11 protein-coding genes and 1 riboswitch are annotated in these 16,383 nt (G+C 65.9%); of the genes, 7 read left to right on the top strand and 4 right to left on the bottom strand.

The features are described 5' to 3' along the window. Window positions 1-3: 3 nt before the first annotated feature. From ACGFZ3_RS06380 to ilvC, 3 genes are read right to left on the bottom strand one after another with little or no spacing between them, the layout of a single operon-like run. A complete protein-coding gene (locus tag ACGFZ3_RS06380) occupies window positions 4-264 on the bottom strand; it encodes an ACT domain-containing protein (protein WP_392918011.1) in 261 nt (86 codons plus the stop codon). Beyond that, complete coding sequence (gene ilvG, locus ACGFZ3_RS06375; RefSeq protein ID WP_392918008.1) at window positions 248-1,984, bottom strand: acetolactate synthase 2 catalytic subunit; 1,737 nt, start codon at window positions 1,982-1,984, stop codon at window positions 248-250. Before ilvG ends, ACGFZ3_RS06380 begins: the two co-directional genes overlap by 17 nt. Window positions 1,985-2,022: 38 nt before the next feature. Further along, entirely contained in the window at window positions 2,023-2,997 is a 975-nt protein-coding gene (gene ilvC, locus ACGFZ3_RS06370; protein ID WP_093533610.1) for a ketol-acid reductoisomerase, read from the bottom strand. Window positions 2,998-3,072: 75 nt separating this feature from the next. On the opposite strand from ilvC, the gene ACGFZ3_RS06365 reads away from it, so the two are divergent. Together ACGFZ3_RS06365 and ggt are read left to right on the top strand one after the other, a co-directional pair. Further along, window positions 3,073-3,417 carry a hypothetical protein gene (locus ACGFZ3_RS06365; protein ID WP_392918005.1) on the top strand — a complete coding sequence of 115 codons (345 nt, stop codon included), beginning with the start codon at window positions 3,073-3,075 and terminating at the stop codon, window positions 3,415-3,417. A gap of 74 nt (window positions 3,418-3,491) precedes the next feature. After that, the gene (gene ggt, locus ACGFZ3_RS06360; RefSeq protein ID WP_392918003.1) at window positions 3,492-5,210 is read left to right on the top strand and encodes a gamma-glutamyltransferase; all 1,719 of its coding nucleotides are present in this window, start codon (window positions 3,492-3,494) and stop codon (window positions 5,208-5,210) included. A 148-nt stretch (window positions 5,211-5,358) separates the two neighbouring features. On the opposite strand, the gene ACGFZ3_RS06355 is transcribed toward ggt, so the two are convergent. Continuing rightward, window positions 5,359-6,930 (bottom strand): BCCT family transporter, encoded by a 1,572-nt coding sequence (locus ACGFZ3_RS06355; RefSeq protein ID WP_392918000.1) that lies wholly within the window; start codon window positions 6,928-6,930, stop codon window positions 5,359-5,361. Window positions 6,931-6,998: 68 nt separating this feature from the next. Continuing rightward, a riboswitch (TPP riboswitch) is annotated at window positions 6,999-7,100 on the top strand. A 113-nt stretch (window positions 7,101-7,213) separates the two neighbouring features. On the opposite strand from ACGFZ3_RS06355, the gene thiC reads away from it, so the two are divergent. From thiC to ACGFZ3_RS06330, 5 genes are all read left to right on the top strand, one after another. Beyond that, a complete protein-coding gene (gene thiC / locus ACGFZ3_RS06350; protein WP_392917997.1) occupies window positions 7,214-8,983 on the top strand; it encodes a phosphomethylpyrimidine synthase ThiC in 1,770 nt (589 codons plus the stop codon). A gap of 114 nt (window positions 8,984-9,097) precedes the next feature. Next, window positions 9,098-9,775, top strand: coding sequence for an ion channel (locus ACGFZ3_RS06345; protein WP_392917994.1), 678 nt, complete (start codon window positions 9,098-9,100; stop codon window positions 9,773-9,775). Between the two features lie 272 nt (window positions 9,776-10,047). Then, a complete protein-coding gene (locus tag ACGFZ3_RS06340; RefSeq protein WP_392917991.1) occupies window positions 10,048-12,363 on the top strand; it encodes a winged helix-turn-helix domain-containing protein in 2,316 nt (771 codons plus the stop codon). 122 nt (window positions 12,364-12,485) lie between these two features. Then, a complete protein-coding gene (locus ACGFZ3_RS06335) occupies window positions 12,486-13,367 on the top strand; it encodes a helix-turn-helix transcriptional regulator (protein WP_392917988.1) in 882 nt (293 codons plus the stop codon). Between the two features lie 68 nt (window positions 13,368-13,435). Continuing rightward, window positions 13,436-16,279, top strand: coding sequence for a TonB-dependent receptor (locus ACGFZ3_RS06330; RefSeq protein ID WP_392917985.1), 2,844 nt, complete (start codon window positions 13,436-13,438; stop codon window positions 16,277-16,279). Window positions 16,280-16,383: the final 104 nt, after the last annotated feature.

The raw sequence follows: 16,383 nt of genomic DNA, 5'->3' as shown, positions 1-16,383 counted from the left end.
CGTTCATGCAGTGACTCCGGACCCTGGCTCCAGCGCGCTGATCCGCACCGAAACACAGTCATAGATCTTCTCGATCTGGCGGCACAGCGTCTCCGGCGGACGGGTGCTGTCCACCACCAGTTGCAGGTGCCAGCGGCCGTCGTCGGCCGCATTGGGCGCACCCACGATCGCGCGCGGCGCGAAGCCGCGGCGTTCGGCCATGCCGATCACGCGCAGCAGCGCGCCTTCGGCGGGAACCAGCACCAGGTCAAGCCGGTATTGCATGGGGGAACTCCTGGGGCTGATGGGCAGGGTTGCTTTCCAGCATCGTGCTGTTGGCGTTGTTGGGCGGCACCAGCGGCCAGACGTTGGCGCGCGCATCGATGGCCACGTGCAGCAGCGCCGGGCCGGGTTCGGCCAGCAGCGCGGCCAGGCCACCTTCGACGTCGTCGCGGTTCTCGATGCGGGTGGCGGGAATGCCGAACACCTTGGCCAGTGCGGCGAAGTCCGGGTTGTCGGACAGGTCGATCTCGCTGTAGCGCTCGGCGAAGAACAGTTCCTGCCACTGGCGGACCATGCCCAGCGAGCTGTTGTCCAGCAGCACGATCTTCACCGGCAGGCGGCAGCGGGCGATGGTGGCCAGCTCCTGCACGTTCATCATGAAGCTGCCGTCACCGGAGACCAGCACCACGGTGCGGTCGGGGCAGGCGAACTGCGCGCCCATCGCGGCCGGCAGGCCGAAGCCCATGGTGCCCAGCGCACCGCTGGTCAGGTGGTTGCGCGGGTGGTTGAACCGACAATGCTGCGCCACCCACATCTGGTGCTGGCCGACATCGCAGGCAATGATCGCGTCGGCCGGCGCCACTTCGCTCAGGCGCTTCAGCAGCGCCGGGGCGTAGATGTGCGCGCCCGGTGCGTCGTAGCGCGCGGCAAAACGCTCACGGTGCCCTGCGCAGCGCCTGCGCCACGCCTCCTGCGATGCGGCGGCGCGCGGCAGGGCCGCGGTCAGGGCACGCAGCGCGGTGCCGACATTGCCTGGTACCGCCACATCGGCGGTACGCAGCTTGGAGATCTCGTACGCGTCGGCGTCGATATGGATGACCCGGGCGAACGGGGCGAACTCATTCAACTTGCCAGTGGCGCGGTCGTCGAAGCGCGCGCCGACCACCACCAGCAGGTCGCTCTCCTGCACCGCCATGTTGGCCGCGCGGGTGCCGTGCATGCCCAGCATGCCCAGGTAATGCGGGTGCTGCGCCGGCAGCCCGCCCAGGCCGCGCAGGGTCAGCACGGTGGGAATGGCGGTGGCATCGACGAAGGCGCGGAAATCTTCCACCGCATCGCCCAACGCCACGCCACCACCGGCGTAGATCACCGGTTTTTCAGCGGCCTGGATCGCGACGATGGCCTCGGCCAGCGCCGCGTCGGCCGGGGCCACCGGCGGGTTGACCGTTTCCGGCACGTGCGCCGGCAGGTGGCTGGCGTCGGCGATCTGTACATCCTTGGGCAGGTCGATCAGCACCGGGCCGGGGCGGCCTTCGCGCGCAATGCGGAACGCCTCACGGACGATCCGCGGCAGGTCGTCGACCGAGCGCACCAGCCAGCTGTGCTTGACGATCGGCAGGGTCAGCCCGAACACGTCCAGTTCCTGGAACGCGTCGGTGCCCAGCAGCGGGGTGGCGACCTGGCCGGTGATGCAGACCATCGGCACCGAATCCAGCATGGCATCGGCGATGCCGGTGACCAGGTTGGAGGCGCCCGGGCCGGAGGTGGCCACGCAGACGCCCACGCGGCCGCTGGCGCGCGCATAGCCGTTGGCGGCCAGCGCCGCGCCCTGTTCGTGGCGTACCAGGATGTGCTTCAGCCCGGAATCCACCAGGGCGTCGTAGAAGGGCATGATGGTGCCGCCCGGATAGCCGAACAGCGTATCGACGCCCTCGGCTTCCAGGGCCTGCGTCAACCAGCGTGCGCCGTTGCGGGGCGCGGTGCTGTGTGCGGAGGTGTTCATGCGGTGACCTTTGCGAAAGCGGTGGGGGAGCCGCGCGGTTACGCGGCTTGACTTTGCAACCAGACCATCTTGGCGCGCAGTTCCTTGCCTACCTTCTCGATCGGGTGTTCCAGGTCGGCCTGCTTGAACTTGTTGTAGTTCGGCAGGCCCGCTTCGTATTCGGCCACCCAGTTCTTGGTGAAGGTGCCGTCCTGGATGTCGGCCAGCACCGCCTTCATGCGCTCCTTTGTGCCGGCGTCGATCACCCGCGGGCCGCTCACGTAATCGCCGTACTGCGCGGTTTCGGAGATGAATTCCAGCATGCGGGTGATGCCGCCTTCGTAGAACAGGTCCACGATCAGCTTCAGTTCGTGCAGGACTTCGTAGTAGGCGATTTCCGGCTGGTAGCCGGCTTCCACCAGCGTTTCAAAACCGGCCTGGACCAGCGCCGAGGCGCCGCCACACAACACGGCCTGTTCGCCGAACAGGTCGGTTTCGGTTTCTTCCTTGAAGGTGGTCTGGATCAGGTTGGCGCGTGCGCCGCCCAGGCCGGCGGCATAGGCCAGCGCGTACTCGGCGGCCTTGCCGCTGCGGTCCTGGTAGACCGCCCAGATGCACGGCACGCCACGGCCGATTTCGTATTCGCGGCGGACCAGCGCGCCCGGGCCCTTCGGTGCAACCAGCACCACGTCCAGGTCATCGCGCGGGGCGATCATGTTGAAGTGCACGTTCAGGCCGTGGGCGAACAGCAGCACCGCGCCCTGTTTCATGTTCGGCGCCAGCACGTCTTCGTAAAGCTTCTTCTGCACCATGTCCGGGGTCAGCACCGCGACCAGGTCCGCATCCTTCACCGCCTCGGCCGGCGCCTTGACGGTGAAGCCGTCGGCCTGTGCCTTGACCTCGGTAGGGCCGCCTGGACGCAGGCCGATGACCACGTCGAAGCCGGATTCACGCAGGTTCAGTGCGTGGGCGCGGCCCTGGCTGCCGTAGCCGACAACAGCGATCTTGATCTGGGGCAGGTCGTTGGTGCTCATGGGGAGGTCCTTTGGAGGAAGAAATCGGAGGGTTCTGAAACGAAAAAACCCGCACCAGGGCGGGTGCGGGTTTTGATGGATACCTGGCAGTTCTACTTACACGCCGGTCCGTCCCGCACCTGTTGGCTGGGTAATAAGTACGAGGACGAGAAGCGAACGGATCGTGGCCGCGCCGGGACCGGCGTGCTCGATGGATTCGCGAATGGGCGTGTGGCGCTGCAACATGTGATCGAGAAAACCACAGCGGTTTTGCCGCTGTCAACCGTGTTCCAACAATTTCCAACGGTTTCCGCTGCATCCAGCGCAAAGCCCTGCTCTGTAAGGATGGTTGCGCCTGAAAGCGTTCCGGTGAACACTCGTTCAAGTATTGAAGCGCGGTTTCTGCGCGGATCAGGCTGTCGCGGACGGCTCTGTGCATGACCATTGTCGGATGTGCGCAGCCGGCCCCAGCCGCCACCATCAAGCGCTTGCCACCCCTCCAGGAAACCCACGCCGTGACCCGACCCCTGACCCGTGCCATTCTGGCCGCAGCGCTGCTGTGCGCCCTGCCGCCGCTGTCTTCCGCTGCAGACCGGGTGACCGGTCGCGACTTTGCCACGCGCTCGGAAGTGATCGCTCCCCATGCGATGGCAGCCACCTCGCAGCCGCTGGCCACCCAGATCGCGCTGGATGTGATGAAGGGCGGCGGCTCGGCGGTGGATGCTGCGATCGCCGCCAACGCGGCGCTGGGACTGATGGAGCCCACCGGTAATGGGGTGGGCGGGGATCTGTTCGCGATCGTGTGGGATCCGAAAACGAAGAAGCTGTACGGCTACAACGGCTCGGGCCGGTCGCCGAAGTCGTTGACGCTGGCCGAGTTCCAGCGCCGCGGGCTGACGGAGATCCCAGCCACGGGGCCGCTGCCGGTGTCGGTGCCGGGCGCCGTGGACGGCTGGTTCGCGCTGCACGACCGCTTCGGCCGCAAGCCGATGGCCGACAACCTGGCGCCGGCGATCCGTTACGCCCGCGAGGGCCACCCGGTGGCGGAGGTGATCGCCTACTACTGGGACCGTTCGGTGCCGAAGCTGTCGCAGTACCCGGGCTTCAAGGAGCAGTTCACGATCAACGGGCACGCGCCGCGCAAGGGTGAGCTGTGGAAGAACCCGAACCTGGCCAACACGCTGGAACAGATCGCACAGGGCGGCCGTGACGCGTTCTACAAGGGCGACATCGCACGCACGATCGGCACCTACTTCAAGGCCAATGGCGGTTACCTGAGCTACGACGACATGGCCAGCCACCACGGCGAGTGGGTGGAGCCGGTGAGCAGCAACTACCGCGGGTATGACGTGTGGGAGCTGCCGCCGAACAGCCAGGGCATCGCGGCGCTGCAGATCCTGAACGTGCTGGAGGGGTACGACTTCTCGAAGATTCCGTTCGGCTCGCCGGAGCATGTGCACCTGTTCGTGGAAGCCAAGAAGCTGGCCTTCGCGGACCGTGCGCGCTTCTACACCGATCCGGCGTTCCAGCCGGCGCCGGTGGCCAGGCTGGTCTCGAAGGAATACGCGGCCGAGCGGCGAAAGCTGATTTCCCTGGACAAGGCGCTGCGCGAGGTGCAGCCGGGCACGCCAAAGCAGCTGGAAGAAGGCGACACGATCTACATGACGGTGGCCGATGCGGACGGGATGATGGTGTCGCTGATCCAGTCCAACTACCGCGGCATGGGCAGCGGCATGGCGCCGCCGGGGCTGGGCTTCATCCTGCAGGATCGCGGTGAGATGTTCGTGCTGCGCAAGGACCACCCCAATGGGTATGCGCCGGGCAAGCGGCCGTTCCAGACCATCATTCCAGGCTTCGTGACCAAGGACGGCAAGCCGTGGATGAGCTTTGGCGTGATGGGCGGTGCGATGCAGCCGCAGGGCCACGCGCAGATCGTGATGAACCTGGTGGACTTCGGTATGAACCTGCAGGAAGCCGGCGATGCGCCGCGCATCCAGCATGAAGGGTCGACCGAGCCGACCGGGCAGGCCACGGCAATGAGTGACGGCGGTGAGGTGAACCTGGAAACCGGCTATCCGTATGAAACGGTGCGCGCGCTGATGCGCAAAGGCCACCGCGTGACGTTCGCCGACGGTCCGTACGGTGGGTACCAGGCGATCATGCGCGATCCGGAAACCGGCGTGTATTACGGGGCATCCGAAAGCCGTAAGGATGGCCAAGCGGCGGGGTACTAAAGAGTTTCGTAGAGCCGGGCTCTGCCCGGCTGCTTCATGCATCCAGGCGAACAGCCACTGGTTCAATCATGGCCTGAGCTGGGCCGACCCTCGACGGCGTGTTGGTGGCCACGGGAAGATCGACGGCGGCTTCGATCATTTTCATGCGTTAACCATCCGCTCGCGACGCCTCATCGCGCGTCTCTTCCTGCGCGGCGATCTCGCGCTCGATCCAGGCATCCATCATCCGCCGCGCGCGCAACGCGCGGCGGCGCTGCAGGGCGTACTCCATGTCGAGCACGCGGTACAGCGACCACATGACCGCCAGCATCAGCAGTGCAAAGGGCAGGGCGGCGATGGTGATCATGCCCTGCAGCGCATCCAGGCCGCCGGCCAGCAACAGCACGGCGGCGATAAGCGCGATCGCCACGCCCCAGGTGATCCGTCGCGACAGCGGCGGATCGCCGGCTTCGTCGGTGGACATGCTGGCCAGTACCAGCACGGCGGAGTCTGCCGAAGTAACGAAGAAGATCATCAATAGCAGCAGTGCGATCACCGAAAGCACGGTGGGCATCGGCAGGCTGTCGAACATGGTGAACAACACGGTTTCGTAGCCGTTGCCCAGCGCCTGCACCAGGTCTACATGGCCGAATATCTGCGACCACAGCGCCGTGCCGCCGAACACCGAGAACCACAGGAAGCCCAGCACGCTCGGTGCGATCACCACGCCGAGCACGAATTCGCGGATGCTGCGGCCGCGCGAGACGCGGGCAATGAAGGAACCGACGAACGGCGCCCACGCGATCCACCACGCCCAGTAGAAGATGGTCCAGTCGGCCACCCAGGTACTGCCCGAGAACGGCGACATGCGCAGGCTCATGGTCACCAGCTGGTTGAGGTAAGAGCCGATGGTGGTGGTGAAGGTATCGAAAATGAAGGCAGTCGGACCCAGTACCAGCACCAGCGCCAGCAGCACCGCCGCCAGCCCCAGGTTGAAGTTGGACAGCCACTTGATGCCGCGATGCACGCCGCTGGCAGTGGAGGCCATGTACAGCACGAAGGCTACCGCGATGATGGTCAGCTGCAGCGGCGCGCCGGCGTGGAGTCCGAACACGCGCTCAAGCCCGGCGGCGATCTGGATGGTGCCAAAGCCGAGCGTGGTGGCCACGCCGATCGCGGTGGCGACCACCGCGGCCACGTTCACCACGGTGCCGATCCAGCCCCGATGGTGCGTGCCGATCAGCGGCTGCAGCAGGTCGCTGATCAGTCCACGGCCGTTGCGGTTGAACTGGAACCAGGCCATCGCCAGCCCGATCAGCGCGTAGATCGCCCACGGATGCAGGCCCCAGTGGAAGAATGCATAGCGCATCGAGGCGCGCGCCGCGTCCATGCTCTGTGGTGGCAGGCCTTCGGGTGGCGTGACGAAGTGCGAAACCGGTTCTGCCGCGCCCCAGAACACCAGGCCGATCCCCATGCCGGCGGCGAACAGCATCGACATCCAGCTGGCGTTGGAAAAATCCGGTTCGGCGTCTTCGCCGCCGATCCGCAGCGAACCCAGCCGCCCGAACGCGAGGTAGAGCAGGAACGAGAGCGTGATGAACACCACCAGCAGGTACAGCCAGCCGGCGCTGCGGATGATGTGCACCAGCCCGCCGCGCACGATCTCGTTGAACGGGTCGGGTGCCACGCCAGCGGCCAGCACCAGCAGCACCACCAGGGCGATGGAGAGTCGAAATACCATGCGCGGCAGTCTAGCCAAGGCGGCATGACATGGCTGTTCACACTTCCGGCGCAGGTGTGGTCTAATCCGCCCCGAAGCGGGGGTACCGCGGCCATGTGGCCACGGTTGAGACAGTCCCTTCGAACCTGATCCGGTTGATACCGGCGTAGGGAAGCTTCGCAACAGCCGATGCACCGCGCCGCCCAGCCCCCGCCTGGAAACCGCGCGCCGTGCGCCGGCCGTGCGCCGCCGCTTCGTCCCTCGCCGTGCGAACCCTCGCACCGACAACCCAGGACGATGCCCGATGAACGCACACCCTTCCGCCCTGCAGCAACAGGCCCAGCAGCTGTCTGAATCGGTCACCCGACCCATTCCCGGCTCACGCAAGATCTACGTGCCCGGCTCGCGCAGCGACCTGCAGGTGCCGATGCGCGAGATCGCGCTGAGTGGCGGCAACGCCCCGCTGACCGTGTACGACACCTCCGGCCCGTATACCGATCCTGATGCCCGCATCGACCTGTCCACCGGCCTGCCGGCGTTGCGCGCGGGCTGGGTCGCCGAGCGCGGCGACACCGAGCTGCTGGGCCGGCCCAGCTCGGCGTTCGGGCGGTCGCGCGCAACCGATGCGCGGCTGGACGCGGTGCGCTTTTCGTCGCGGCTGCAACCGCGCCGCGCCGTGGCCGGCGCCAACGTCACCCAGATGCACTACGCCCGGCGCGGCATCATCACTCCGGAAATGGAGTTCGTGGCGATCCGCGAAAACCAGCGCATCGAGGCGATCCGCGACCAGGCGCTGCTGGTGCAGCACCCCGGGCAGTCGTTCGGTGCCTCCATCCCCGCCTCGATCACCCCGGCGTTCGTGCGCGAGGAAATCGCGCGCGGGCGGGCGGTGCTGCCCAACAACATCAACCACCCCGAAAGCGAGCCCATGATCATCGGCCGCAACTTCCTGACCAAGATCAATGCCAACATCGGCAACAGCGCGGTGTCGTCCGGCATCGCCGAGGAAGTGGAAAAGCTGGTGTGGGCGATCCGCTGGGGCGGTGACACGGTCATGGACCTGTCCACCGGCAAGCACATCCATGAAACCCGCGAATGGATCCTGCGCAACTCGCCGGTGGCGATCGGTACGGTGCCGATCTACCAGGCGTTGGAGAAGGTCGATGGCCGCGCCGAGGACCTGAGCTGGGAGATCTTCCGCGACACCCTCATCGAGCAGGCCGAGCAGGGCGTGGACTACTTCACCATCCATGCCGGCGTGCTGCTGCGCCACGTGCCGCTCACCGCCAATCGGGTCACCGGCATCGTCTCGCGCGGCGGCTCGATCATGGCCAAGTGGTGCCTGGCCCATCAGCGCGAGAACTTCCTCTACACGCACTTCGAGGACATCTGCGAGATCATGAAGGCCTACGACGTGACCTTCTCGCTGGGCGACGGCCTGCGCCCCGGCTGCATTGCCGATGCCAACGATGCGGCGCAGTTCGGCGAGCTGGAAGCGCTGGGCGAGCTGACGAAGATTGCCTGGAAGCACGATGTGCAGACCATGATCGAAGGCCCCGGCCATGTGCCGATGCAGCTGATCAAGGAGAACATGGACAAGCAGCTGCGCGAATGCGGCGAGGCGCCGTTCTACACGCTGGGGCCGCTCACCACTGATATCGCGCCGGGGTACGACCACATCACCAGCGCGATCGGCGCGGCGATGATCGGCTGGTATGGCACCGCCATGCTCTGCTACGTCACGCCCAAGGAGCACCTGGGCCTGCCCAACCGGCAGGACGTGCGCGACGGCATCATGGCCTATCGCATCGCGGCCCACGCCGCCGACCTGGCCAAGGGCCACCCGGGCGCGCAGGTGCGCGACAACGCGCTGAGCAAGGCGCGCTTCGAGTTCCGCTGGGAAGACCAGTTCCACCTGGGCCTGGATCCGGACAAGGCGCGCGAGTTCCATGACGAAACCCTGCCCAAGGACGCCCACAAGGACGCCCATTTCTGCTCGATGTGCGGCCCGCATTTCTGTTCTATGAAGATCACCCAGGACGTGCGCGACTACGCAGCGGGCCAAGCGGGGTAGGTCACGACCGTTGGTCGTAACCCGCCAGGACGGGCGGCCAAGGCGGACCGTCATGCCGCCTCGGCGCGGCAGCCGCTAAGCTTCGGCCACCGACACAGGGGCAGGGACACCACGATGGCCATAGCGCGCACCACCCGATGGCTGGCCATCGCCCGGCGGCACCCCTCGGCCTGGTTGCTGGGGGTGCAGCTGCTGGGGGTGCTGCTGTACCCCGCCATGGACGAGTCCGGGGCCGGTCGCGCGCTGTTCGGCGCCTTTGGCATCGCGGTGCTCGGCCTGGCACTGTGGGTGGTGCGGCGCAGCCCGCTGGGAATGTGGGTGGCGCTGCTGCTGGCCATCCCCTCGGTGGTGTTCTCGCTCTCCGGGGCGCTGCTGGGGCGGCCGGCACTGGTCACCACCGCCCAGCTGCTGGAGTGCCTGCTCTATTTCTATACGGCCGGCAGCCTGATCGCCTACATGCTGCAGGACCACAAGGTGACCCGCGACGAGCTGTTCGCCGCGGGCGCCACCTTCACGCTGCTCGCGTGGGCGTTCGCGTTCGCCTTCGCGGTCTGCCAGCAGTTTTTCCCGGGCAGTTTCGTGGCCACCAGCGAGAGCGACCTGCGCACGTGGATGGAGCTGCTTTATCTGAGCTTCAGTTTGTTGTCCGGAGTGGGGCTGAGCGACGTGGTGCCGGTGCACCCGCAGGCACGCGCGCTGGTGATGCTCGAACAGTTCGCGGGCGTGATGTACGTAGCGTTGGTGGTGTCGCGACTGGTCGGCCTGACCATGATCCGCAACGCGCGAAACTGAATCGCTGATAAAAAAATACTGAATCGCAGATAAAAAATTCGCGCCATGAGGCGCGAATGTTGAAGCGATTTATGTGGATTCGTCGGCGAGAGAGGCCTGATGTCCTCTGCGCGCACAGGCGCAGTTAACCGGCATAGGCTAGTATTCGCGCGCTTCAGTGTTTTTGCCCTTTGCGCTGATGCCTTGTGCGGAATCTGGCGGTTCGTTCGATCTGTGGTTGATTCGATGAATGCTGCGTTCCCGTTGTTCAGTTGTCTGTACGTAGCGCCGGAATGATCAGCCTGGAAAGTGAGACACCCGCTGCCGACCGCCTCCGGATCGGCGACTGCACCATTACGCTGTCATCGCGTGAAGTGGTGGTGGACGGCGCGCGTCGTCCGCGGCGTCTCACGCCCAAGGCGCTGGGTGTCCTCAAGGTGCTCATGCGCGCTCCCGGTGCGGTCGTCACCCGCGATGAGCTGTTCGCCGAGGTCTGGCCGGACACGCTGCCGACCAACGACGTGCTGACCCAGGCGGTGACCCAGCTGCGCAAGGCGTTCTCGCGCGACGACGACGCGGGCACGGCATATATCGAAACGATCGCCAAGACCGGCTATCGACTGCTGCAGCCGGTAACGGCGCTGGTCGAACCGACCGCCGATGCACTCGATGCGGGGCTGGCACCCAGTGAAGATGAGCGCAACGCGCTGGCCGCCACCTTCGCCGCCGCCCAGGCCGTGCCGCGCCCGCGCAGCCGCTGGCGCCGCGCGCGCCGCTATGTGCTGCTTGCCATTGGCCTGGCCATGGTCGTCGCACTGCTGGTGCTCACGGCGCTGCTGCTGCAGCGGCCCTCGCCCAACCCCACCGCCAGCGGGGTACTGGAAGATGGCAGCCGTGTGGTCGGCAGCCCGCAGCGCCCGTATCGCCTGATCACCGCCACCGCCGGGTTCGAGACCTACCCGACCGTATCCCCGGACGGCTCGCAGGTCGCCTATGAAGCGGACGACGCAGCCGGCGGCGGCAGCGCGGTCAAGGTGCAGACCTCGGGCAATGCGCCCGCGCGGCTGCTGACCGAGACTCCGGCCGGCTATTCCGACCGCTTCCCGAACTGGTCGCCGAACGGCCGCGATATCGCGTTCGCGCGCTTCGGACCGGAGGCCAGCTGCGAGGTGTTGATCGCCAGCGCCACCGGCGGGGCGATCCGCCATGTGACCCGCTGCGACGGCACCGAGCTGCTCAGCTTCGACTGGACGCCTGACGGCCGCGGGCTGGTATTCGGGTCGCTGTCGGGGCGCCACGCCCATCGCGGCATCCGCGTACTGGACATCGCCAGCGGGGCCTGGACCCCGGTCAACTACCAGGTCGCCGACGACAGCTTCGACTACGCCCCGCGCTTCTCCCCCGATGGGCGCTGGATCGTGTTCGTGCGCAATCCGCAGATCGGCGACCTGTGGCGGCTGCCGGCAGCGGGCGGCCAGCCCGAGCAGCTCACCAGCGACTCTGCCGAGATACGTGGGTGGGCCTGGCGTGGCGACAGCCGCCACATCGTGTTCGGCCGCCGCGTGGACAGCGAGGCCCGGCTGTACGAACTGGATACCGAAACGCGCACTCTGCGGGATGTCGGCCTGGATGACGCGCAGTCGCCGGCGCTGTCGCGCCACAACAACATGCTGGCCTTCGTGCACCGCAAGGCGCAGTTCGGCCTGTTCCGCGTGCCGGTGAAGGACGGGCGTCCAGGCACCCCTGAGCGGCTGTTCCCGTCCAACGGACGCGATGCCCAGCCGATGCTGGCGCCCGATGGCCGGCAACTGGTGTTCACCTCGGATCGTTCCGGCAATTACGGGCTGTGGTGGGCGGACCTGACCCGGCCCGAGTCGTTGCGACCGGTCGAAGGCCTGCGCCCGGAAACCCGGCAGGCCGCCGATTGGTCGCCGGACAGCACCCACTTGCTGGTGTCTGGCCGCGATGCCCAGGCACGGCCGTTGATTTACGAGGTTTCCCCGCGCGACGAACAGGTCGTGGCGCTTCCGGTGCCGGTGGCACAACCACTGCAGGCGCTGTATGCGGGCGACAATGATCACCTGCTGGTCGTCGAGCGCGACCATGATGAGCACATGCGGCTGTCGCTGTTTGACCGGCGCAGTACGCCGTGGAAACTGCTCGGCCACGTGGACGGGGTCTCGCAGGCACGGCTCGATCCGGGCAACCAGCGCGTCCTGTTCACCCGCCTGGCGGCAGGCGGGCTGTGGTCGGCCGATCTTCGCCTGGATCCGTCCAGCATCCGGCAGGTCAGCGAAGACCGGCCCTCGCGCTGGCGCTACCGAACCTGGGCCGTGGCCCGCGATGGCAGTCTGGATTACCTCTCCAACCGTGCCGATTGTTCAACGGTGTTTACCCGCATCAGCGCCCCCTCGGCCGGTGTCGAGTACTGCCTGGATGCGCAACGGCTCAGCGCCGGCAACGGCTTCAGCGCGCAGCCCGACGGCAGTGCGCTGTACCTGGCCCTGGCCGTCGCCGATGGCGCCGATATTGGCGTGATGACCCTGCCCGAACCCGCACGCCCGGTGTTCTCGCTGGTTCCCAACGTATTGTTCTGGAAGGGAAAGTAGTCGTCGTACTTTTTTCGTGATGGCGTCGTGGCGAATTCGGATCAATCTCGTCGAAACGTCCTGACGCACACCGCCTGATTTGGCAAAACGGGAGCCCTGTAACGGCAAACCCGGTGTACGTCATGCGTCAGCTTTCCCTCGCCGATCGCGGCCAATCGCTCTCCCTGGACAAGATCGTCGACGACGGTCCGCTGCCGACCTGCCTGGGCGTGGCCCGGTTGGGCAGCCTGCAGACGGCTGGCACCACCTTCACCGTATTGATGCAGCTGCGTGGCAGCGCGTGGGTCGAATCCAAGGAAGGCCGCTTCCGCCTCCGCCAGCGCGAGTGGATCGCGTTCGAAAAGGAATCCAAGCCGATGATCCAGGCCGGCCGCGATGGCTTGTGCATCGGCTTGAGCCTGGCGCCTGAAGCGCTGCGCGCGTTGGGCGAACTGGCCGACTGCAGCCTGTACGCCGGTCGCGGCAGCATGAGCCGCAGTGAAGTGCGGGTCGCGCTGCGCCTGTGGCGCGATGCACTGGCCAGCGGCCAGCCCGCGCAGGCACTGCGCCCGGTGTTGCTGCACCTGGCCTCGATGCAGCGTGGCATGGCTGTCGGCGTGCAGCGCTGCCCGGGCCGTTCGCGCATCCGCAAGCGCCAGGTGTTCGGCCGCATGCAGCGTGCGCGCCTGTATCTGGAAGGCAACAGCCACCGGGTCGTGCGGATCGGCGAACTGGCCGAGCTGACCAACTTCTCCAGCTGGTACCTGTCCAAGACATTCCAGAGCCTGTATGAAGAAAGCCCGCAGTCGCTGTCGGCACGCCTGCGCCTGGAGCGCGCAGCGGATCTGCTGCGCGATACCGACATGATGATCGGTGAAGTTGCGGCCGCCAGCGGCTTCGACAACTGCTGCAGCTTCGCGCGCGCATTCCGCGCCCGTTATGGCCAGTCGGCGTCGGGCTATCGGCAGACTGGCGGATCGCTTTCGCCAAACTCGGCAAAGAGTCCGGTGGCATCGCGCAAATAATTAACGGTAACGCAATCGTAACTTTCCGAGGCGGTTTAACACGCTACTAACGTACCTTGGAGAGATTGATGAATTTTCGTACTCCCGCAGTGCGGCTGGGTCTTCTGCCGGCCGGCATTGCGCTGGCGCTCGTGCCGAGCTTCGCTTCGGCACAGGAAGCAGCCTCCGGCACCACTGACCTGGATCGCATCTCGGTCACCGGCTCGCGTATTCGCGGCGCCAACATGGAGACCCAGCAGCCGATCCTGACGATGACCCGCGAAGCCCTGGAAAAGCAGGGTTTCTCGAACGTCGCCGACGTGCTGAACAACCTGACCTCGGCCGGTTCGCCGGCCATCTCGCGTTCGGACTCGCTGTCCTCGGGCGAGAACGTGGGCGGCTACTACGTCGACATCCGTAACTTGGGCGCCCAGCGCACCCTGGTGCTGATGAACGGCAAGCGTCTTGGCGCCACCACCGGCGGCTACCAGGATCTGAGCCAGATTCCGATGTCGGCCGTTGAGCGCATTGAAGTCCTGAAGGACGGCGCCTCCTCGATCTACGGTTCCGACGCCATCGCTGGCGTGGTCAACGTGATCACCCGCAAGAACTTCGACGGCGGTGAAGTCAACGTCTACTTCGGTCAGTACGACCAGGGCGACGGCGAGAACCAGCAGTACTCGATGACCCTGGGTGCAACTGGCGAGCGCGGCAGCCTGACCCTGTCGGCCGAATACTCCAAGCAGGATCCGGTGTGGGCCAAGGACCGTTGGTACAGCCGTGATGGCAGCCGTGGTCCGAACTCCGTGGCCGCCGATGGCAGTCCGATCAGCCAGTACGGCAGCTGGTGCAACCCGCTGCAGGTCAACTGCGCCGATTCCAAGACCGCCGTGTGGCAGACCCTGAATCAGGGTGGCAACCCGAACAATCCGAACGACTACCACACGCTGACCGCCGAGGAGTACGCCAACTCCAACGAGCAGATGAGCCTGCTGACCGGTATCGAGCGCAAGTCGCTGTACGTCAACGGCACCTACGACTTCACCGACGCCATCAGCCTGAACACCGATGTGCTCTACAACGAGCGCAACACGTTCCAGCAGATTGCCGGCTACCCGTACCAGTCGTCGTCGTTCGGCACCCCGCTGACTGCTGAAAGCGCCTTCAACCCGGTCGGCCAGGACGTCAGCTTCCGTCGCCGCCTGTGGGAAGTGCCGCGTACCACCGACAGCCAGCTGAAGACCCTGCGCTTCGCCCCGACCGTCAGCGGCTACTTCGAGCTGGCTGGCAAGTCCTTCGATTGGGACGTCGGCGCGCTGTGGAACCGCAATGAGTCGATCAAGACCCAGCGCGGCGACATGAGCCTGATCGCTTCCGAACAGGCCCTGGGTGCGTCCTTCATCAATGCGCAGGGCGTGGCACAGTGTGGTACCGCTGCCAACCCGATCGCACTGGGCGACTGCCGTCCGTGGAACCCGCTGCTCCCGTACGGCGTTGCAGGCCAGGGTTCGCTGGCGGATCCGGAGCTGCAGGACTTCCTGTTCCCGACCTACACCACCCGTGGTGTGACCAAGACCACCAGCTTCACCGCCAACCTGTCCGGTTCCATCGTGACCCTGCCGGCCGGCGACCTCGGCTTCGCCGTGGGCGTGGAGCACCGCAAGGAAGAAGGCAGCTACGTGCCGGACGCCTTCGCACAGTCGGGCATGTCCACCGGTCTGGGCCAGAAGCCGACCCAGGGTGAGTACGATCTGAACGAGGTCTACCTCGAACTGAACGTGCCGATCCTGGCCGACATGGCGTTCGCCAAGGAACTGACCCTGAACGTTGCCAGCCGTTATTCGGACTACAGCAACTTCGGTGGCACCACCAACAGCAAGTTCGGCCTGACCTGGCGTCCGATCGACGAGCTGCTGGTCCGCGGCACCTATGCCGAGGGCTTCCGCGCTCCGACCATCAGCGACCTGTACGGTGGCCTGAGCTCAAGCTTCGAGCGTTACACCGATCCGTGCGCCGTTGGCGTGTCGGGCAGCGTGGCCGGCAATGCCGCCTGCCTTGCCGGTGGCGCTCCGGCCAACTACGTGCAGTTGGGCCAGGGCAACGTCCCGTGCTCGACCACGCCGTGCCAGTCGGGCGACCAGTTCATCTCGGGTGCGAACCCGAACCTGTCGCCGGAAACCTCCAAGAGCAAGACCGTCGGTCTGGTCTGGAGCCCGCGTTGGGTGCAGGGCCTGGATGTCTCGCTGGATTGGTACCGCTACGAAATCAGCAACATGATCATCGACGACTCCGTCGATCGCATTTTGCGTGATTGCTACGTGCTGGGCGATTCCAGCCGTTGCAGCAGCGTGACCCGTGCGGCCGATGGCCACATCAGCGCGATCACCTATGGCACCGCCAACCTCGGCAAGATGGACACCGAAGGTTACGACCTGGGCATCAAGTACCGCCTGCCGGAACTGGCCATCGGTCAGTTCAACATTGACTGGCAGACCAGCTACCTGACCAAGTACGACGAAGCCGCACAGAACGCCGCTGGCGACAACATCATGATCGGCAAGGTGGGTCAGGATGCACTGTTCCGCGTGCGCTCGAACCTGGGCGTCAACTGGTCGCTGGGCAGCTTCGGTGTGAACTACACCGCGCGCTACTACTCGGGCCTCAACGAAGCCTGCATCGCGATCGGCTGCACCGATCCGGACCGCATCGCTTACGGCGAGACGGCTCCGCTGCGCAAGACCGGCTCCAATACTTTCCACGACCTGCAGGTCAGCTGGAAGGCGCCGTGGGATGCCACCATCGCCCTGGGCGCGAACAACGTGTTCGACCACAAGGGTCCGCTGATGTACTCGCAGCAGAACTCGAGCTTCGCCTACTACGGCGGTTTCGATATCGGCCGCTTCCTGTACATGAAGTACACCCAGAAGTTCTGATCCATCGAACCACTGGTGCAATTGCAATAAGAGAGAGGGCGGCCCGCAAGGGCCGCCCTTTCTTTTTGATCACGACCAACGGTCGTGATCTACCGATGACACGA

The sequence above is a fragment of the Stenotrophomonas sp. NPDC047960 genome (assembly GCF_043204395.1).
Lineage (GTDB): Bacteria > Pseudomonadota > Gammaproteobacteria > Xanthomonadales > Xanthomonadaceae > Stenotrophomonas.
This window is presented reverse-complemented; position numbering and strand designations above follow the sequence as displayed.